General features: G+C 45.5%; 18 protein-coding genes, 1 tRNA gene and 1 riboswitch. Of the genes, 10 read left to right on the forward strand and 9 right to left on the reverse strand.

From position 1 onward, the window contains the following. The first annotated feature begins 126 nt into the window (after positions 1 to 126). The 9 genes from JUB15_RS07265 to JUB15_RS07305 all read left to right on the forward strand — a co-directional run bounded on the left by JUB15_RS07265 (position 127) and on the right by JUB15_RS07305 (position 8,406). Positions 127 to 2,757, forward strand: coding sequence for a glycoside hydrolase family 3 C-terminal domain-containing protein (locus tag JUB15_RS07265; RefSeq protein ID WP_207511783.1), 2,631 nt, complete (start codon positions 127 to 129; stop codon positions 2,755 to 2,757). Between the two features lie 83 nt (positions 2,758 to 2,840). After that, positions 2,841 to 3,413, forward strand: a complete 573-nt coding sequence (locus JUB15_RS07270) for a Crp/Fnr family transcriptional regulator (RefSeq protein ID WP_207511785.1) — start codon at positions 2,841 to 2,843, stop codon at positions 3,411 to 3,413. 97 nt (positions 3,414 to 3,510) lie between these two features. Then, a complete protein-coding gene (locus JUB15_RS07275; protein ID WP_207511787.1) occupies positions 3,511 to 4,029 on the forward strand; it encodes a YceI family protein in 519 nt (172 codons plus the stop codon). 24 nt (positions 4,030 to 4,053) lie between these two features. After that, on the forward strand, positions 4,054 to 4,272 hold the full coding sequence (locus JUB15_RS07280) for a tautomerase family protein (protein ID WP_207511789.1): 219 nt from the start codon (positions 4,054 to 4,056) through the stop codon (positions 4,270 to 4,272). Positions 4,273 to 4,434: 162 nt separating this feature from the next. Beyond that, on the forward strand, positions 4,435 to 4,824 hold the full coding sequence (locus JUB15_RS07285) for a nuclear transport factor 2 family protein (RefSeq protein WP_242696228.1): 390 nt from the start codon (positions 4,435 to 4,437) through the stop codon (positions 4,822 to 4,824). A 10-nt stretch (positions 4,825 to 4,834) separates the two neighbouring features. After that, a complete protein-coding gene (locus JUB15_RS07290) occupies positions 4,835 to 5,908 on the forward strand; it encodes an NAD(P)H-dependent flavin oxidoreductase (RefSeq protein ID WP_207511792.1) in 1,074 nt (357 codons plus the stop codon). A gap of 266 nt (positions 5,909 to 6,174) precedes the next feature. Beyond that, entirely contained in the window at positions 6,175 to 6,936 is a 762-nt protein-coding gene (locus tag JUB15_RS28760) for a MerR family transcriptional regulator (protein WP_207511794.1), read from the forward strand. Positions 6,937 to 7,255: 319 nt separating this feature from the next. Continuing rightward, a complete protein-coding gene (locus tag JUB15_RS07300; RefSeq protein ID WP_207511796.1) occupies positions 7,256 to 7,498 on the forward strand; it encodes a hypothetical protein in 243 nt (80 codons plus the stop codon). A 335-nt stretch (positions 7,499 to 7,833) separates the two neighbouring features. Beyond that, a complete protein-coding gene (locus JUB15_RS07305) occupies positions 7,834 to 8,406 on the forward strand; it encodes a YdeI/OmpD-associated family protein (protein ID WP_207511798.1) in 573 nt (190 codons plus the stop codon). Between the two features lie 244 nt (positions 8,407 to 8,650). Here JUB15_RS07305 and JUB15_RS07310 read toward each other — a convergent pair. From JUB15_RS07310 to JUB15_RS07350, 9 genes are all read right to left on the reverse strand, one after another. Further along, a tRNA-Arg gene (locus JUB15_RS07310) sits at positions 8,651 to 8,722 on the reverse strand. Between the two features lie 160 nt (positions 8,723 to 8,882). After that, positions 8,883 to 9,491 carry an alpha-ribazole phosphatase gene (gene cobC / locus JUB15_RS07315; protein ID WP_207511800.1) on the reverse strand — a complete coding sequence of 203 codons (609 nt, stop codon included), beginning with the start codon at positions 9,489 to 9,491 and terminating at the stop codon, positions 8,883 to 8,885. Between the two features lie 88 nt (positions 9,492 to 9,579). After that, positions 9,580 to 10,392: an adenosylcobinamide-GDP ribazoletransferase gene (locus tag JUB15_RS07320; protein ID WP_207511802.1), complete on the reverse strand. Its 813-nt coding sequence runs from the start codon at positions 10,390 to 10,392 to the stop codon at positions 9,580 to 9,582. Between the two features lie 89 nt (positions 10,393 to 10,481). Continuing rightward, entirely contained in the window at positions 10,482 to 11,570 is a 1,089-nt protein-coding gene (gene cobT, locus JUB15_RS07325) for a nicotinate-nucleotide--dimethylbenzimidazole phosphoribosyltransferase (RefSeq protein ID WP_207511804.1), read from the reverse strand. A 101-nt stretch (positions 11,571 to 11,671) separates the two neighbouring features. Further along, positions 11,672 to 12,466, reverse strand: coding sequence for a Dph6-related ATP pyrophosphatase (locus JUB15_RS07330; protein WP_242696229.1), 795 nt, complete (start codon positions 12,464 to 12,466; stop codon positions 11,672 to 11,674). A gap of 38 nt (positions 12,467 to 12,504) precedes the next feature. After that, complete coding sequence (locus JUB15_RS07335; RefSeq protein WP_207511805.1) at positions 12,505 to 13,077, reverse strand: bifunctional adenosylcobinamide kinase/adenosylcobinamide-phosphate guanylyltransferase; 573 nt, start codon at positions 13,075 to 13,077, stop codon at positions 12,505 to 12,507. Next, positions 13,064 to 13,288: a cysteine-rich CWC family protein gene (locus JUB15_RS07340; RefSeq protein ID WP_207511807.1), complete on the reverse strand. Its 225-nt coding sequence runs from the start codon at positions 13,286 to 13,288 to the stop codon at positions 13,064 to 13,066. The genes JUB15_RS07335 and JUB15_RS07340 overlap by 14 nt, the downstream gene beginning before the upstream one ends. Positions 13,289 to 13,406: 118 nt before the next feature. Then, on the reverse strand, positions 13,407 to 15,338 hold the full coding sequence (locus JUB15_RS07345; RefSeq protein WP_207511809.1) for a TonB-dependent receptor plug domain-containing protein: 1,932 nt from the start codon (positions 15,336 to 15,338) through the stop codon (positions 13,407 to 13,409). A gap of 119 nt (positions 15,339 to 15,457) precedes the next feature. Beyond that, positions 15,458 to 15,741: riboswitch (cobalamin riboswitch) on the reverse strand. 94 nt (positions 15,742 to 15,835) lie between these two features. After that, the gene (locus tag JUB15_RS07350; RefSeq protein ID WP_207511811.1) at positions 15,836 to 17,902 is read right to left on the reverse strand and encodes a TonB-dependent receptor family protein; all 2,067 of its coding nucleotides are present in this window, start codon (positions 17,900 to 17,902) and stop codon (positions 15,836 to 15,838) included. Between the two features lie 55 nt (positions 17,903 to 17,957). On the opposite strand from JUB15_RS07350, the gene JUB15_RS07355 reads away from it, so the two are divergent. Continuing rightward, a complete protein-coding gene (locus tag JUB15_RS07355) occupies positions 17,958 to 19,292 on the forward strand; it encodes an APC family permease (protein WP_207511813.1) in 1,335 nt (444 codons plus the stop codon). Positions 19,293 to 19,294 lie beyond the last annotated feature (2 nt).

Consider the following 19,294-nt stretch of genomic DNA (forward strand, 5'->3'; position numbering starts at 1 on the left):
TCCTGTTGGGAAAATTGGCTTGGGTTGAACATTTTTACACCTTTTTGCCCAATTTGTATACCTTTTTTGAGCAGGCAGTTATGCGCATAAAAAGTTATTTTGCGGTTGCCATAAAGCCGCTTGCATATGAAAATCAGACAATATCTTCTTTGTCCTTTGGTGTTGGTTTGCCTGCTGATCACTCCCTGTGTGCAGGCACAGAACTGGAAATTCCCTTTCCAAAACGTTGATCTTTCCTTCGAAGAACGGGTCAATGACCTGGTGGGCAGAATGACCCTCGAAGAAAAAGTATCGCAAATGCTCAATGCGTCACCCGCTATTCCGCGGTTAGGCATTCCTGCCTATGACTGGTGGAATGAAACATTGCATGGCGTTGCAAGAACGCCCTACAATGTAACAGTGTATCCACAGGCCATTGCCATGGCGGCCACATTCGATACGGCGGCGCTTTTTAAAATGGCTGATTTTTCGGCTATGGAAGGCAGGGTGATCTTTAATAAAGCAGTAGCTGCCGGAAAAACAAATGCCCGCTACCTCGGGCTTACCTACTGGACACCGAACATCAATATCTTCCGTGATCCGCGCTGGGGCCGCGGACAGGAGACATATGGCGAAGATCCTTACCTCACCGCTATGCTGGGCGATGCATTCGTGCGTGGCCTGCAGGGCAATGATCCTAAATACCTGAAAGCAGCAGCCTGCGCAAAACACTATGCCGTGCACAGCGGTCCTGAACCCGAACGCCATGTGTTCAATGCAGATGTGAGTGCCTATGATCTCTGGGATACCTATTTGCCGGCTTTTAAGAAACTGGTAGTTGATTCCAAAGTAGCCGGCGTCATGTGCGCCTATAACGCCTTTCGCAAACAGCCCTGTTGCGCCAGCGATCTGTTGATGACCGATATTCTACGCAATCAATGGAGCTTTTCCGGTTATGTGACGTCCGACTGCTGGGCCATTGACGATTTCTTTAAAAACCATAAAACGCATCCTGATGCCGCCTCCGCTTCTGCTGATGCAGTATTGCATGGAACTGACCTCGATTGCGGCACAGATGCCTACAAAGCACTCGTGCAGGCCGTAAAGGACAAAAAGATAACAGAACAGCAAATTGAGGTTTCAGTAAAACGGCTGTTCATGATCCGGTTCCGGCTCGGTATGTTCGATCCCGTATCGATGGTGAAATATGCACAAACGCCGGAAAGCACCCTGGAAGCAGCCGCCCATGCAAAACATGCCCTCGATATGGCGCATGAATCGATCGTTTTGCTGAAGAATCAGAACAATACCCTGCCGCTGAAAAAGGGACTGCAGAAAATTGTTGTGCTTGGACCAAATGCCAACAATGTAATTTCCCCCCTGGGTAACTATAATGGAACACCTTCTAAGCTGGTGACCCTGTTACAGGGAATAAAAGAGAAAGCCGGCTCCACCACGCAGGTGGTGTATGAAAAAGCGATCAATTATACTAACAAAAACATTCTTGAATATACAGATATAAGCAATGCTTGCTCCATAGAAGGGAAACAGGGGTTCAAAGCAACCTATTACAACAACAGGGAGCTGAGCGGAGAACCGGTTGCCACCTTATTTGAACAACGTATAGACCATAACTGGCAGGAAGGCGAAGCAGTGGTTGAAAATTTAAAAGCATACAGTTTTTCTGCCCGCTATATAACCGATTATAAAGCAACAGCTGATGGTACCATCACCTTCGAATTTGAAGCCGACGATGGATTCAGGTTTATCATCAATGACAAAACGATCTTTAACTCGTGGACAAGAAAGCCGCGGGATATTGCTTCATACACACTTACCACTCGCAAAGATTCCGTGTATCGCCTGGTAGTGGAATACTGGCAGGGAGAAGGCAAGGCAACTATGAAAATGAATACGGGCCAGCCTTCCGTAACAGATTTTAATGTATTGGTAAAAAGGACGAGCGATGCAGATGTATTCATTGTTGCCGGCGGCATTTCACCGCAATTAGAAGGCGAAGAAATGAAAGTAAGTGATCCGGGTTTCCGCGGTGGCGATAGAACCACCATTCTGCTGCCTGCTGTGCAAACGGAATTAATGAAGGCATTACAGGCTACCGGCAAACCCGTTGTTTTTGTTATGATGACAGGCAGTGCTATCGCTACGCCCTGGGAATCGGAGAATATTCCTGCAATTGTAAATGCCTGGTATGGCGGCCAGTCGGCGGGCACGGCCCTGGCAGATGTATTGTTCGGAGATTATAATCCATCAGGCCGGTTACCGGTTACCTTTTACAAAGGCGATAATGACCTGCCGGCATTTGAAGATTACTCGATGAAGAACAGGACCTACCGGTATTTTACCGGCAAACCATTGTATGGTTTTGGGTATGGACTGAGTTATACAACATTCCGTTATGATCAGTTAACAGCGCCAGCCGCTGCTGAAAGTGGAAAAGCTATTAAAGTTTCGGTACGCGTTACAAATACCGGAAAGAAAGCGGGCGACGAAGTCGTGCAATTGTACCTGGTGAACCGGAATACTTCGTTGGTCACACCACTGAAATCATTAAAAGGTTTCAACCGGATAACATTGAAGCCTGCAGAGAGCAAACTGGTTAATTTTACTTTAACACCTGAAGACCTGACGTATGTTGATGCCAATGGACAGCGCTTACCTTTGCATGGAAAAATACAAATAGCGGTGGGCGGTAACCAGCCGGACGAACCGAATGTAACAAGCGGGAATGTTGTTAAGAAAGATATAATGATCAAATAAGAAGGTGTGCGAAAAGCCATGACACCGTTGAATGGAGTATTTGGAAGAAATCACTTTCTTTGTATTCACTGAAAAGAACAGTCATGGACCCAAAACAGATCCTGAAAGAACATGTAGCGAAGATTGCTGCACTGACTGATGAGGAGTTTGACAATTTTTTTGACCGTTTCGAATTACAATCCTTTAAAAAAGGACAAACCATTATTACTGCAGGTGATAAGGTGAATCATGAATATTTTGTAGTGAGTGGTTGCCTTAAAACCTTTTATATAAACGATGATATAAAAATGTACATCCTTCAGTTTGCCATGCCAACCTGGTGGGCTTCTGATTTTAATGCATTGTACAGTGGGGCAAAAGCTACAGTTGGCGTCGATTGTGTAACAGATGCCGAGGTGCTTCGCCTTAGCAATGCCGATCGGGAAGAGATATGCCGCGAGGTGCACCAGGTAGAACACTTCTTTCGGTGGCGCACAAATAAAGGATATGTGGCGTCGCAAAAAAGATTGTTGAGTATGATGAATAACGATGTTAAGCACCGGTATGAAGAACTGATGGCCCAGTACCCGGAACTTTATAATATTGTTCCCAAACAATTAATAGCTGCTTACCTGGGTGTTTCCCGGGAAACCCTCAGCCGCCTGTATAACTCCTGAAATGTGATCTACATCACAAATTACCAATAGTGATGTACATCACGCGATCACCCGCGCATTCCAGCTCATCTTTGTGTTGTAAACTAAACGCAAAGAAATGAAAGATCAAAACTTCAACATCGCCGTTGCTCAAAGCAATATCGATTGGACAGGCCGGAAAGTTACCGGCTCCCACTTTGGAACCATCGCCCTAAAAAAGGGTACACTTTCTGTGAAGGATGGTAAATTAGCCGCTGGACAATTCATAATTGACACTACTTCCATTAAAATTCTGGATGTAACGGATCCGGCTACCAATGCCCAGTTTGCCGGCCACCTGGCTTCAGACGACTTCTTTTCTATTGATCAGTATCCCGAAGCCAGCTTCGAAATAACCACAGTGAACAATAACCGGGTTGAAGGTAACCTGACCATTAAGGGCATTACACATCCTATCGCTTTCGATGCGCGTGTGGAAATTAAAGGGGATACCTTGACCGCTTCGGGTAAAATAGTGATAGACCGTACCAAATACGGCATCAGATTCCGCTCCGGCAACTTCTTTAGCAATCTGGGCGATACGCTCATTTACAATGATTTTGACCTGAAGGTAAACATCACTGCTATAGCTGCTTAATTTAGTTCATCTTAAAGACATTTTATGCCATTCGTAAAAATTGAATTGACGCGTGAAGGCGTCACCCGTGAACAAAAACGACAGATCATTAAAGAGGTAACCGATGTGCTCACCAACGTACTGAACAAGGACCCACATCTTACCCATATTTCAATAGAGGAAGTAGATACCGATAACTGGGGATACGCAGGGGAACAGGTGTCGGTATTACGTGAGCAAGGTATAACGGCAAACAAAAAATAACATAATGAAAAAGCAAACTATTATTATAATTAGAGCCCCTTCGTAAATCGGGCAAAAGAGGATTGGCGCCCGGTCATCATTTGAACCGGTATGATAAATATGTTATTAATAGCTTTGTTGTCTTGCGCCCTGCAGGACAACAAAGCACAAAACGGAAACAATATGCAAACGCAGCAAATGCCACAGACTGATTCAGCAGCCATCGCCTATGTGCTGAAAGAACATTACCTCAAAGGTATCTATGAAGGCGATTTGAATAAGTTACTCCAGGTATATCATTCAGGTACCTTGCTTTTTGGCGATGTGAAAGGGCGACCCTATGCGAAAACACTGGCCGTTTACCTGGACGGTGTTCAACACCGGCAAAGCCCCAGGGATTCCGGAAAGCCATTCAACGGAGAGATCCTGAACATTAAAGTGGTGAATTCAATTGCCATGGCCGAGGTGGCCGTACAAATGTATGAGTTCAACTACCACGAGTTTTTATCTTTTCACAAGATCGATAGTAGATGGCTCATCGTAAATAAATTGATCAGCGACGTAAACAAATAAACCAAACACCATGTGGTACAACACAAAAGCAACAGAACTGTTAGGCATTGAATATCCGATATTACAGGGCCCCTTTGGAGGTGGGCTTTCCTCGGTTGAATTGGTGGCCACGGTCTCGAATGCAGGTGGATTGGGCGGTTACGGTGCTTATACCCTAAGTGCACAGGAGATCTATGAGCTTAATAAACAAATTGCAGCGGCTACCAATAAGCCTTACAATCTAAACCTGTGGGTATCGGATACAGATGCACCGGGTGGAACTGTAACCGATGAGCAGTATGCGCAGGTAAGCCGCATATTCAAACCTTATTTTGATGAGGCGGGTATTCCATTGCCTGAGAAGCCGCCGCCATTTGCGTCCCGCTTTCAAAACCAGTTGCAGGTTATACTGGATATACGCCCCAGGGTGTTCAGTTTTATGTTTGGTACGCTGCCATCGGATGTGCTGGAACAGTTCCGTAAGGTGGGTACCAAAACGATAGGTGCTGCAACTACCCTCGATGAAGCAATCGCCCTTGAGCAAACCGGTGTTGATATGATCATAGCTTCCGGCTTTGAAGCTGGTGGCCACCGGCCATCATTTCTCACATCGGCAGAAACATCTACTACCGGAACTTTTGTGTTGGTGCAGTTGATAAAAGAGAAAGTAAAAACGCCCATCATTGCAGCAGGCGGTATTGCCAACGGCCGTGGTGTGGCAGCAGCATTAACGCTGGGCGCTGATGCCGCACAGATCGGAACCGCTTTTCTCGCTACAGACGAATCAAACGCATTGCCCATACACCGGCAGATGCTGTTCTCTCCCGAAGCAAAATATACGACCCTGTCAAGAGCTTTTACGGGCAGACTGGGCCGGGGTATTACCAGCAGAATTGCAAGAGAGTTGACTGGTAAAGAAAACCAGTTCTTACCATTCCCGTTACAAACTACATTCATGTCATCATTGAGAATAGCAGCGCTCGAACAGCAGAAATGGGACATGGTGTTGTTCTGGGGCGGACAAATTGCGCCTGTATTGAAGCATAGAAAAGCCAAACAATTGATGGAGTCATTGATTGAAGAGACAGGTACTTACTTTAGGTAATTTTGAAACACATCATATATATAAGTTGGCCCACCCGACAGCCGGGGGGCCAATTGCTCATGTGACTGAGCAGCCATGAAAATCGACAGTAAAGATATTCCTGTCTGCATGCCGCGCCAACATAAAACCGGCCGGTTAGGCAACACGATCGTTGGGTTGGACATTTCAACTGGTGAAATTTTTTCAGGGTGCAGAAAAAAGTTGAAAATATATTTGACCCTTACCTTACGTCATACCCTACATTTGTTTTCAACAATCAATAAGCAGTGGAACAGTACTCGGTTAAAAAGCTGGCAGCGCTGGCCGGGGTGAGTGTCCGGACACTTCACCTTTATGACCAGATCGGTTTGTTAAAGCCATCTGTGCGCACAGAAAAGAATTACCGGTTATACGGGCGGGCAGAATTATTGAGATTGCAGCAGATCCTTTTTTACAAGGAGCTGGATCTGCCGCTCAAGGAAATTGCTGATATTCTCGATGATCCCGAATTTGATCCGGTAAAAGCTTTGCAAAACCATAAAGCCGCTTTACAACAAAAGCAACAGCGCATAACCACCTTATTGATTACGATCGACAAAACAATTGATCAACTAAAAAGCAATGTTATGCTACGACCCGAAGAACTATACGAAGGCCTTCCTCCTGAAACCGTTGAGAACTGGCGCCAGCTGGCAAAAGAACATTGGGGAGATGCGGTGGATCGCGCAAGAGATCATTTGCTGAAAAAGACCAAACAGGAATACAAAGCGCTTAAACAGGCAGCAAGCCTCAATTGGCAGACGCTTTTATCACTTCGCCATGAAGATCCGACCAGTGAGCTGGTTCAAAAAGAAATAGCGGTGCATTACGAGCTGATCCGGGAATTCTGGGGAACGGCCGGTATAACCGACAACCAGGCCGCCGCGTATGCAGGATTGGGTGACCTGTATGTAGCCGATGAAAGATATACGATGATAGAGGGAAAACCCCAGCCAGAGTTTGCGCAATTTATGCAACAGGCGATGAAGTATTTCGCCGATAGATTGTAAGAAAACGCAGTTGATATTATGGGAGATCAGGCCCCGCCATTGGCGGGGCTTTATTTTTTATTGTGCTGTTTGATAACATCTGGAAGTCGTTTATTATAACATATTAATTTCCATTAATTTGAATTTGTGGTCAATTCAAAATGTGAATAAGAAACAAATGATCTCGATTTTTAAAAGGAATATGCTAAAAAAATTGGCAAAATAGTAGGGCTTTGGTGTATGACGATATCAAATTAGAATGTATTTTAGCGACCCGTTTCCAGAAATTTACAGGCAGGTAATTCAGAACGTCTTTTCAATAAAAAACAAAATCAATCTTATGGCCAAAGAAACCATTGCAAAGGAAAATCCGGTTACAGATGCATTAAAAAAATTGAAAGAAGAGGAAGCGGAACTGATGGGTAAATTGAAACCTGTTCAGGAAGCTATCAGTGCCCTGGAAAAGATCCTCGACAAATCGAGCAAGAAAGCTGCCAAGCCGGCGAAAGAATCAGCAGGTGAAAATTTGTTTGCTGAAGAAGGTGCCGCAGAAGCAGCCGAAACGCCGGAAGCACTTAATTAAGACATTAAAGCGGATTGTAGTTAACCTGTACTTGAAAGATATTATTTCAGCATAAAAGTTAACATGGCGCTTTAAGATTGCAGGGTATCTTACCCTGCAATTTTTTTTAATTGAATATTCAGCTACTTCACCGTAATTAACACCTGTTACATATAATAAAGCGCCAACTTCATTCATAACCTGACCGTAGAACCAGCGGGTTAACCACCCGGTAGATTATTACTACTAATTATTTCCGTGCTCCTGACATAAGGCTGTCATAAGCCGATTTTAAATTTGTAACCAGGACAGTTGGCTGTGCCGTTTATAAATTTTATGCATTAAATAAAAATGAGATGCAAGAAGTAGAAGTATTCTATCCTAAAAGCGTTGCAGACTGGCGAAAATGGTTAGAGAAGAACCATCTTTCAAAACAATCTGTATGGCTTGTTTTTTATACCAAAAGCTCAAAAAGGAAATCAATCACCTGGAGCGATGCAGTAGATGTTGCCCTTTGCTTCGGTTGGATAGACAGTAAGAAGATCAGGATAGATGAAGAAACATCACACCAGTTTTTCAGCAGGCGAAAAGCCAGAAGCACCTGGTCGAAGATCAATAAAGAAAAAGTTCAACGCCTGATTGATAACGGACTTATGACTGAAGCAGGGCTCCAAAGTATTGAAATGGCAAAGAAAAATGGTTCATGGACGATTTTAGACATCGTTGAAGAGCTGAAAATACCCAAAGATCTGGAGCAGGCGTTCAAAAAAAAGCAAGGTTCAAAAGACTATTTTCAAAGTTTAAGCAAGTCTGCAAGAAAAGGGATGCTGCAATGGCTTGTGCTTGCGAAACGCCCCGAGACGCGGCAAAAGCGGATAGACGAAATTGCAACACTGGCAAGCCAGAAAAAGAAGCCCAAACAATTCTGATATTTTTCTGGTGGTGTTCCCCATTGCATGAACCATCTGGTCCTGTTAATTGAGCATACTACCAATTGCATGAACAATTCTTTTTTTTGAACCCGCAAAACTTGAAGTTGAACTAACTATTTATTATTGAAAAAGACTGGTGATTACAAGAGCTGTTCATCACACTCAAAAAACAAAAACCCCGAATAAATCTCTTTACACGGGGCTTCTAAACTTTCGTTACTTCAAAATGAACATGTGAGAGTGGTCTCGCCCAGAATCGAACTGGGATATCAAGTTCCGGAGACTTGCGTACTATCCATTGTACTACGAGACCATATTACTAAGAACTTACCAGGCCGGCTTCCGGCTTGGGGAAGCGGGCGGCAAATTTACATTAAAATTGCCAAATCTCCTCAGCCCTGATAATTAATGCGATATTAACGAAAAAATAAGCCCGAAAAGCGCTTTTTGCCCAAATCTGCCTACGAAATGACCTACTTTTTGAAGTTACTCGGCTTATGCTGCTCCTTTTCGGTAGTCACCTGATGTAAGGTTTCAAATTTCAACCCGGTCGCCGTGGCCTCCAGCTGCATAACACAACCATAACTGATCTTAAAAACGCCAAAGGAATCTGCGAGCGGCGTTTGCGTAATATGCGCCAGAATACTCCTGATTACGCCGCCATGCGTCACGATCGCCACCGGCTTGGGCCCTTCGATGATCCTGGAAAAACATTGCGTAACTCTGCTATGCATCTGTAAATAGCTTTCCCCGCCCGGGATACAAACATTTACAAAATCCTTCATCCACGGATCGATCACCTCGGCCGGAATGGCATCCCAATGTATCCCTTCCCATTCCCCACAAGCCAGCTCCATCAGGTCAGGTTCTAACTGAATCGTGCTGTTGGGAAATAAATAGCTGGCGAGCTTGTGGCAACGGATGAGCGGACTGCTATAAACCTGCTCGATCCCGGCCGGCAGCACCTGCTGTATCTGCTCAGCCTCCGTTTTAAAAGAAGCTGTTACGTCTATATCCAGTTGCCCATAACAAAGACCCCTTTCAATCAGTGGTGTGGTATGTCGTATAAGGTAAATTGACATGGCGGCAAGTTAATAGTTTAGAAGTTAACAGACCGAATGAGTACCGGGAATTTCCCTTTGCATATTCCTCGAACCTGAAAAGTGAAACCTATATAATATACCGCCAGATAATGATCATACCTAAGTAAAAACAAAGCTCACTCACCTGCTGGATCGCCCCGAGGCAATCGCCCGTATATCCACCGATCCATTTTTTAAAGTATTTGGCGAGACTGAACGTCGCATATACTACTGGTATAATCGCCAGCAAAAAATGCCAGCTCATAAAAACAAACGGTGCCAAAGCTGTAATAGCTGATACCGCCATCGCCGGCAAACCTGGTTTACGGGTGGCTATGGGCTTCGATTTACTGCCATCGGGATCAGTCACATAATCATAAAAGCGCATAACCAGTACAGGCATGAACCGGCTTAAAGAATGGGCAGCGAGCAGCGTCAGTAAAAAATAACGGTAATTGTAAAATAGGTTCAGGGAGGGCGTCTGCAGATCAGGCGTGAATTTGGGCAGCTCTTTTAATAACAGGAATTTACAGAACAGGATAGCCATCATGCCAATGACACCATATGAACCAAGCCGGCTGTCTTTCATGATCAGCAGGATCTTTTCTTTTGTCCAGCCCCCGCCGAATGCGTCACATACATCTGCAAATCCATCTTCATGAAATGCACCGGTTGTCAAGATGCCGGCAATGATAGATGCTGCGATCGCAATGTCTTCCCCGATGTACTTATTGAACACCAGGAAAGTGATGCCACTGATGGCGGCGACGATCCAGCCAACCAACGGAAAATACTTTACCGAACGTTCCAGGTAATCAGGGGAATGATCGGTAAACCGCGGTACAGGTAACCGCGTCAGGAACATCATGGCGGTAAAAAATATCCGTAGCTCTTTTTTCATGGTTGCTGTTTAATGCCGAACACGGCGTTCAGCGCCTGCCTGCCTGCCGAAAGGTTATGCGTTCTGCATTTAGCTTTCTGCGTTCCGCGTTATGCGTTCTGTGTTTCGCGTTCTGCGTTACTTACTCCCGCACTCTCGAAGCTTGCCATTTCATTCAGGAAGTTGACCGCAGATTGTATCATCGGCATAGCCAATGCTGCGCCTGTTCCTTCGCCGAGCCGCATCGACAGGTTCAACAAGGGCACAACGCCCAGATGTCTTAAGATCTTTTCATGTCCTGCTTCGTGACTGGTATGGGCAAAAATACAATGATCCGTTAATGTAGTCCAACCGGGAACAGTAGTTTCTTGTTTTTCTGACAAAAAGATGGCATTGGCAATCAGCAGCGCTGCCGTGGTGATAAAGCCATCCACTACTACGATCATCCGTTGTTGAACGGCTTCCAGGTAAGCGCCCGTCATCATGGCGATCTCAAATCCGCCTACCCGCGACAACAACTCCATGGGCTGTTCATTTAACGCATGTAATGCATGTTTTTCATATACCTGTTGCAAGGTGTCGATCTTATTTTGCAATTGCTCATTGTTCAATCCGGCGCCCCGGCCCGTGAATTCAACAACCGGTAATCCGGTAATGGCGCTCATGATCAGCGTGGCTGAAGAAGTATTGCCAATCCCCATCTCGCCGAAACCTATGCAATTACAACCAGCTGCCGCCACCTGCTGCACAATGGTTCTGCCTTTTTCAATCGCCTGCCTGGCTTCTGTCATTGTCATGGCTGCTTCTTCAAGGTAATTCTTTGTTCCATAGCCGATCTTGGCCTGAATAAGATCAACGGCCGTGAAATCAAAGTTTACGCCTGCATCCACTACTTTCAACGTCAATTGGTGTTGGCGGCAGAATACGTTGATCGCTGCCCCACCATGCACAAAGTTCAACACCATCTGGGCAGTCACTTCCTGTGGATATGCGTTCACCAAACCGGTTTTCGCAATGCCATGATCACCCGCAAATACAACGATGTGCGGCTGTTGGATCACCGGTTTTGTTGTTCGCTGAATAAGACCCACCTGCAGGGCAATGTCTTCCAGCCGGCCCAACGCACCCAGCGGTTTGGTTTTATTGTCTATGGCATGTTGTATCTTTTGTCGTAAGGTTAATGTATTGGTCGCTGTCATATTAAATGTGATGTAAATGAAAGTAGGTAAAATTGGCGTTAAAGATTCACGATTGACGACTGACGATTCTCGATTGACGATTGGAACTTGAACATTTGTATCTAAGGTAACAAGTCACAAAAATAGAACCCATAGGATGATGCCTCATTCATCGGGTTGCAGGTATCGGATGTGGTTTGCGGTGCCTGGTAAGTGCGATATACCATTTCGCCTTTAGTAAATGGTATCGGTGTTTTAAAAATGGGACCATCAAACACAAAAGAATGGTATTCTCCGTTTTCACCACATACGTCTATATGCGCCGGCAGATCACGCACCAATGATTCATCGATCAGGCGGCCACAAAAACTTTTATCCAGGAATTTTGTGTTCACACAAACAATGATGGCTTTAAAACCCAGCTGCAGAAACTCATTCATCAGCCGGGTAGTAGAAATTTTCCATAATGGGAACACAGCCTGCATATTAACCTCGGCCAGTTTTTCCTCCCGGTACCGTTTCAGGTCTTCCAGAAAAATATCGCCGAACACCGCATGGCTGTAGCCATCTTTTTTTAAAGCGGTCACTTTATTTAACATTGCCTGTTCGTATTCCTGCATACCTGGCTGCTCTGGCAGCTCAATGGTTTGTAAAGGCAACCCGATAGATGCCGCCTGCGCTTCCAGCAAAGAACGCCTGACACCGTGCATGGATATGCGGTCATGCGCTGCATTCACACTCGTCAACAGGCAATCGACCTGGTAGCGTTTGTCCTGCTGCATATAATGTAAACAAATCGACGAATCTTTTCCTCCGCTCCAGTTCATATATGCCCGCGCAGCCGCGCCCCCCGGCCCCCTAAAGCGGTTGAATTGATCGTTTAATGTATCAGCCTGATCGTGTGTTTTTTTCATCATACTATTTATTGTCTTTTAACAACGATCCTGTTGCTCCCTTACGGGTTGGGCGTTTTAATTGTAACAGGTATCCCACTCACCATAAAAATAACTTTATCGGCCTTCTGTGCAATATACTGATTCATCCAGCCTTGCAGATCGGTAAATTTTCTGCCGGTCGCAGTATCTGCATGCATGCCCATGCCCAATTCATTGCTGATAATGATAAAGGTATTGTTGGCAGTATCCAGCTGATCTATTTCCGCTTTGCATAATGTTAAACTGGCATCAACATCATACCTGGTATCAGTAAAAAAATTGGTGATCCATAATGTAACGCAGTCCATGACCACCACCTTTCCTGATAATGACAGCCTGCTGATGTTTTTTTCTTCCTCAATGCTTGTCCACCGTTCATCCCTTTCGGCCTGGTGTCGTTGGATTCGTTTTTTAAAATCTTCGTCCCAATGCCGGGCAGTAGCCAGGTAAACCGGATCATTGCTTAACTGCAGCGCCAGTTCCTGCGCATAGCGGCTCTTGCCACTGCGGGCGCCGCCGGTTATAAATATCAAACCGGGCTTAAACGCATCGCGTTGTGCGGAGGCGGCCTGAGGCCCTTCATCTTGTACCATTAGTGAAATATTTCTCTTTAAATAATGTATACCGTTGTTTTAATTCGAGCAGGCAATTGCGGCAAAGGCAATCGGTATAACGTTCTTCAGTAAATGATCTTTCCTCTGAAGTGAGATTAATGCCATAACACTGGCAATGCATTACATCACCCACTTTACATTCAAAGGGCGCCTGGCAGCGCGGACAGGTTTTTTGCTCATGTTTACACATACGCCAGTGTTGATTGGTGCAATGGTTTGTGTTTAAATCGTAAGGATGCGGAGCTTTAAAGCTGATTCCTGTTATGGAACCTGAGCGACCCGCCGGCTGCGGATCGCTCAGGCATTATTTACCAATTGAAAATAAAACCGGCCGTTAACAGGAACGGCATGGAATTATATCCCCTTATGTCGAAAAATTGTTTATCGGTGATATTGCGGGCGTCTGCAAATACTTTTAAGTGTTTAGGAAATTTGTATTCTGCATAGGCGCCCAGTAAAAAATAACCATCCAATATAAGATCAGGCATTTGGTAGCCACCCACATCATAACGTTTGCTTACATATTTTCCATTGGCACTTATGTACAAGCCATTATTGAACTGGTAACCTGCGGTTATATTCAGGTTATGTTTTGGTCTTCTCAGCAAATAGTGGTAGGCTGTATCTTTAAATGTTTCCCGGCTCTGGATCTGTTCTTTCGGATCGAGATACGTATAATTCAGCATTATGGTCAAGGCATTTACCGGTTTGATGCTGGCTTCCAGCTCCATGCCCTGCACATTTTGCTTCGCCGAATTAAAATACTTATAATTGATATAATCGAAGTCAATACCATCTTTAATATGGCGGTCAAAGTATACAATTCGAACACTGCTATTGTTCCTGGAAAATTGAGCGCCTGCTTCGAAGGTGGTCGAACGTTCCGGTTCCAGGGTCGACAAGCCATAAGATGAATACAGCTGGTACAGCGTAGGCGCTTTGAAGGCGGTAGCAAAACTTCCGAATACCCTGAACTGTTTGGTGAAATTGTAGGACGGATTGAAGGTGTACGTATAATTGCTGCCATACTTTGAATGCACATTCATGCGGCCGCCCAGTTCAATATTCAGTTTTTCATCGCGGCCGTTATAAAATAAAGATGAGTATAACGACGCCTGGCTGTGCGATGTATCATTGAAATTTTCGGGGTATGCGCCGTACGGGCTGATGGAAAGCGATTGGCTGTTCATGCTGCTGAACCGGTAATCTGCTCCCTGCAACCAGGTAAAGCCGCTGCCAAGGCTGATATTGGCATAGGCTTCAATAAAGTGTGACCGGCCATAAAAATCAAAATTGGCAAAAGTGGTGAACCCGGGCACATCAGTACTATCATTTAATTGATTACGCGTAAAATCATTGTACGCATAGTTGCCGGTAATGTTTACATTGTTCTTGCGATAATTGAATCCCGCACCGGTAAACACATTTTTATTCGTAAGTGTATAATCTTTCTCATCAACAAATGCTCCATCGTCGATGTCTGTTTTGTTGCGGCTGTATTGAATATATCCTTTGAACAACAAATTGGCCGTTGCCTGGAATTGCATGGAAGCGCTGGCAACATCTGAATTAAAACCATCTTTATCAAACCCGTTGTTATGACTACTGTCATAGGCTGTTGAAAATCCGTCGGAAGTTAATTTGCTATACTTCGCACTATAGGAAACCTTTCCGGCTTTTCCATATAACTGTATGTTTCCCCTGAAAGTATTATAACTGCCGCCGCTGAGTGTTGCCTTTACATTTATTGGCTTGCTTACGTCCTGTTTAACAGTTATAATATTGATAACGCCCGCGACGGCATCGCTGCCATACATGGTAGATTGTGCACCGCGGGCTATTTCAATACGTTCAACATCATGTATCGACAGCAGGTTCAGGTCAAATTCATTGCCTGAAAGGGATGGGTCGTATACCGGAATCCCATCTAACAGTATGAGGATCCTGCCCGTTGCCGCCCCCCGTACGTACACACTTTGATTCGTGCCTATATTGTTTAATGAACCATTTACCGAAACACCTGCCTGCTCATTTAACAGTTGTCCTACGGTTCGTCCGCTGCTTTTTTCAAGCTGCTCTTTAGTGATAACTGTGATCACCTTGCCGGTTGTAGATTGCTTTTGCGCCAGTTTGTTGGCTGTGACAATAACTTCTCCCAGTTGCTTTGTGCTGACTGAATCCTGGGCGAACGCCTGGTAACCAAGGCCTAGAATGGAAAACGTGAGTAACCTTTTTAACATGGTCATAGTTTTGTTTTGATTAACTATGAACCTTCGGAATAATGAAATACAAACAGAAATGAAATGGTCTTGTGAGGAAAGACTGATTTCATCCCGGCTTTTCACCCGAAAGCTCGTTGATGTAAAAATGGCAACTGGCAGGTCTTCTGGCTCGTTCTATGCTGGATGCCTTCCCATCCGCTTCATGCGGGACAGTGGCGTGGGTACGCAGCATTCGTAAGCCGGCAATCGACAGTCGACAATAAACAATTCATTGACTGCCTGCCCCCGATAGAGCGGGGATCCATGATCGACGATTTACGAAAGAACTTACAGCTACGGGGATAGCACCGGATTCTCACCGGTTTCCCTTTTCATTCCCGACGGTACGTACCATCGGGAAACCAATTACGCGGCAAAAATAGGTGCTGTTCCTGTTCTGTCAATATAATTTTTTCAGCAGCGGTGTGGAAAGAAGCTTGTGCCGGCTGTTAACTGTTAATCAATCTATTGATACATTAAAACCTGTATTGAAAGGAAAGCCCGCCAAAGTAATTAACACCCGGCGCCGCATTGTAATACCGGCCGCCGGCCGCATTGATATCATTTCCCAGGCTATAGGTAACGTCAAACACGTTGTCGACACCCGCAAAAAGATCCAGCATGGTCATTTTGCTTAACGGCATGCGCCAGCCTGTGCGGCCACCGGCTAGGTTATAAGAAGTTGCCATATCGGTATTGGCATCATTCAGGGCAATAGGATCGCTGTAAAACCAGGTAAGGTTAATATACCAGCCCGGCCTGGTAGCAATATCCAAACCGGCAGCCACTGAGTGCACAGGAACCCCAGGCAGTTTATTCCCGGAATATTCGTTCGTGATCACCTTGTAATCCTGATACCGGAAATGATGCCAGGTATGACTGGCCCAAAGCCGCGCAGTGCCAACAAACCGGTTACTGTTGGGCAACAGCTGGTAGCTGGCCTGCGATTCAATACCCCGTTGCCGGGTGCTGCCGGCATTGGCAAAATAATCGGCGCCGCTGGCATCGCGGCGCTGTACAATAGCATTTCGTAACTGGTAATAAAATGCATTCACTTCTACGTATAGGCGTTGTTGTAACCAGCTGCTTTTAACACCCGCTTCATAATTTACACCATGCTCAGCCTGCAGACTCGTATTGATGATGCTGGTAGAAGGCAATATTTCAGCCGATCCCGGGGGAGAAAAACCACGCGATACACTGGCATACATATTCAAACCGGGTATGATCTTTTTGGAAACGGCGAAACGCGGCGCCCATTCACTATTGAAGCTGGCTGTCAGTTTACCTGTCTCAGGGCCGGTCAGCCGGGTAATGGTGATGGATGTTTTGTTGATGCTGACCCCCGCACTCACCGACCAATCGCCGGGTAACTGCAGATCACCCTGTACAAAGCCCGAATAAATATAGTTGTCTATATCATCATCGGTTTGCACGGTATCGGGTTGCCCGCCCACATTACCGAATGTTTTGGTGTTAAAGAATCCTCGTTGTCCTTCACCGCCAAAGGAGATCTGTAGGCTGGTCTGTCGCCACTGCCGGTTCCATGTAAACATGGTACGGCCGCCAAAATGGGGTTCACTTCTTCTTTCATAGTTGCGAATGGCAGGATTCTTTATGTTGGAAAAAGCGCCATAAACGACTGATGTGTTCTGAAGGTGCTCAGTAAACCGGTACTGGTGGGTAAAACCCGCCAGAAATGTTTTTTGGTAAATGGCTGCGTTGGCATCCCGGGCGCTTGGAAAAGCGCCTGCAGCAGGCCGTGCTGATTTCGGATTCTCCCTGAATTGAGCGGCTGTTAATCCGCCCGGTGTTTGGTAATACAGATCGCCATATAATACGGAAGCTGCCAGTTCTTGTTTCGCGCTGACCTTATACCGCGTTTCCCAGGTAGCCACATCGCGCCGCATGCGCGTTTGATCGCGGTACCCATCACTGGATAAGCGGGCATAACCAAATGTGTTAGTATGATCGCTGTCACCCAGTGTGACCTGGGCATTGATGTTTTGTAAATTATAGCTGCCTGTTGAATAATGCAGGTTTATGCCAGCCGGTTCGTTGTTTGCCTGGCTGTTGATCAGCACCGCTCCACCGGTACCTGCACCATATAAACTACTGGCCGGTCCCTTGAGCACTTCTATGGAATTTACGTTGAAATAACTGAGCTGGTTCAGGTAGGTGTTGCCGCCCGGATCGGTGAAGGGGATACCGTTCCAGTATACTTTTACATTCCGAACGCCAAAGGGCGACCGCAGGGTACTGCCGCGTATATTTAACCGGTAGCTTCCGGGTGATCTTTCTTCCATATGCACGCCTGGCGTGGCATTGAGGGCAGGTAAGAAACTGGTATTGTTATATCGCCCCAGCTGGGCTGTATTGATAACATTAACGGCGGCTGATACTTCTTTTAACTGGCGGTTTTGTTCATAGGCCTTCACCACCACCTCCTGCAAGGTGCGGACGGTGTCTTGTGGCTGATCATGCTGCGCTCGCAGCGATACACTTGCTAAAGCTGCTAAAAAGATAAGGAGCGAAGTTTTCATTCTCTATGCGTGAATTAACCCTAAAGGTAAATGCAAATATTATTAACTTTCATTAATGAAGTCGTCCCGGTTAAATTTATTCGATCTCACCATGATCGTCGTCAGCCTGGTAATAGGCATGGGCATATTTCGTACCCCGGTAAATGTAGCCCGTCAGGCGGGCTCGGCAGACATGTTCTTTATTGCCTGGATCACCGGCGGGCTGGTAGCTTTATGCGGAGCATTGACCTATGCTGAAATTGGTTCCAGGTACCCGGTCACAGGGGGCTATTACAAGATCTTTTCCTATTGCTATCACCCTTCCATTGCTTTTGCCATTAATTGCATCATCCTTGTATCGAATGCCGCTTCCCTGGCCGGGGTGGCTTTGATAGGGTCAGAGTACCTGGCCAATGTATTGTTTAAAGGAAGTACCAATATCAATTCCATCAAGCTCCTTATTTCCACCATAGCAGTGATCCTTTTTTACAGCGTGAACCTGATGGGCCTTAAAATGAGCGCCCGTACCCAGAATGTGCTTACGGTCATCAAGATCGGGGTGGTTGTTTTTCTCATCAGTGCCTTGTTTACCGGCGATTATGCAACTGCGGTTACCCCAGCCAGTTTGGAAGCGCCCGGCCTCATGAACACCCTGAAAGCCTTCGGCGCCTGCCTGGTAGCCGTGAGTTTTACGTATGGCGGCTACCAACAAACGATAAATTTTGGCGGAGAAGTTCAAAATCCGTCAAAAATTTTGCCAAAAGGGATATTTTTTGGCATTGCTATAATAATGTTGCTGTATATTACAATTAATTACACCTATTATAAGGTAATAGGCTTCGGGAATTTGAAAGAAGCACAATCTATTGCTGCTATTCTTGCCGGTAAATTGTTTGGCGATAAAGGTTTCACCATTCTATCGGTACTGTTGTTCCTGTCTGTGCTGGCCTATGTAAATGTATTGTTGATGAGTAACCCGCGTGTTATGTATGCAATGAGCGATGAGGGCGTACTACCGGCAATCTTTAAGAAAGTGAGCGCAAGAAGAAATGTCATTGTCGTGTCACTCAGTGCATTTACGACGTTGTGCCTCATCACCCTGTTTTATGGTAAAACATTTGATGAGATCCTCGATCACACTATATTTTTAGATTCCATTGGTATGGCCACCTCAGCCGGCACCATTTTTATTTTGCGTAAAAGGGCCGTCGGGGAGGATATAAAAGATAGTTATCGCATGAAGTTGTACCCGTTGCTGCCTCTGATCTTTATAGCATCGTACCTGTTTGTAGGCACCAGTATTGCGATCAATACACCAAAGGCGGCGTGGGTAAGCGCTTTGGTATTCGCTGTATTCTTTGTACTCTATTTTGTATTACGCATATTCAAGAAATCTCCTCAACCAAACTGATC

This window comes from Longitalea luteola, from assembly GCF_017356035.1.
In the GTDB taxonomy this organism is placed as follows: Bacteria; Bacteroidota; Bacteroidia; order Chitinophagales; family Chitinophagaceae; genus Niastella; species Niastella luteola.

What these genes read in the sequence shown, in the direction of transcription:
- JUB15_RS07265 (WP_207511783.1), top strand. Translation starts at nt 127, where the DNA reads ATGAAAATCAGACAATATCTTCTTTGTCCTTTGGTGTTGGTTTGCCTG.
- JUB15_RS07270 (WP_207511785.1), top strand. Translation starts at nt 2,841, where the DNA reads ATGGACCCAAAACAGATCCTGAAAGAACATGTAGCGAAGATTGCTGCA.
- JUB15_RS07275 (WP_207511787.1), top strand. Translation starts at nt 3,511, where the DNA reads ATGAAAGATCAAAACTTCAACATCGCCGTTGCTCAAAGCAATATCGAT.
- JUB15_RS07280 (WP_207511789.1), top strand. Translation starts at nt 4,054, where the DNA reads ATGCCATTCGTAAAAATTGAATTGACGCGTGAAGGCGTCACCCGTGAA.
- JUB15_RS07285 (WP_242696228.1), top strand. Translation starts at nt 4,435, where the DNA reads ATGCAAACGCAGCAAATGCCACAGACTGATTCAGCAGCCATCGCCTAT.
- JUB15_RS07290 (WP_207511792.1), top strand. Translation starts at nt 4,835, where the DNA reads ATGTGGTACAACACAAAAGCAACAGAACTGTTAGGCATTGAATATCCG.
- JUB15_RS07300 (WP_207511796.1), top strand. Translation starts at nt 7,256, where the DNA reads ATGGCCAAAGAAACCATTGCAAAGGAAAATCCGGTTACAGATGCATTA.
- JUB15_RS07305 (WP_207511798.1), top strand. Translation starts at nt 7,834, where the DNA reads ATGCAAGAAGTAGAAGTATTCTATCCTAAAAGCGTTGCAGACTGGCGA.
- cobC (WP_207511800.1), bottom strand. Translation starts at nt 9,491, where the DNA reads ATGTCAATTTACCTTATACGACATACCACACCACTGATTGAAAGGGGT.
- JUB15_RS07320 (WP_207511802.1), bottom strand. Translation starts at nt 10,392, where the DNA reads ATGAAAAAAGAGCTACGGATATTTTTTACCGCCATGATGTTCCTGACG.
- cobT (WP_207511804.1), bottom strand. Translation starts at nt 11,570, where the DNA reads ATGACAGCGACCAATACATTAACCTTACGACAAAAGATACAACATGCC.
- JUB15_RS07330 (WP_242696229.1), bottom strand. Translation starts at nt 12,466, where the DNA reads ATGATGAAAAAAACACACGATCAGGCTGATACATTAAACGATCAATTC.
- JUB15_RS07335 (WP_207511805.1), bottom strand. Translation starts at nt 13,077, where the DNA reads ATGGTACAAGATGAAGGGCCTCAGGCCGCCTCCGCACAACGCGATGCG.
- JUB15_RS07340 (WP_207511807.1), bottom strand. Translation starts at nt 13,288, where the DNA reads ATGTGTAAACATGAGCAAAAAACCTGTCCGCGCTGCCAGGCGCCCTTT.
- JUB15_RS07345 (WP_207511809.1), bottom strand. Translation starts at nt 15,338, where the DNA reads ATGTTAAAAAGGTTACTCACGTTTTCCATTCTAGGCCTTGGTTACCAG.
- JUB15_RS07350 (WP_207511811.1), bottom strand. Translation starts at nt 17,902, where the DNA reads ATGAAAACTTCGCTCCTTATCTTTTTAGCAGCTTTAGCAAGTGTATCG.
- JUB15_RS07355 (WP_207511813.1), top strand. Translation starts at nt 17,958, where the DNA reads ATGAAGTCGTCCCGGTTAAATTTATTCGATCTCACCATGATCGTCGTC.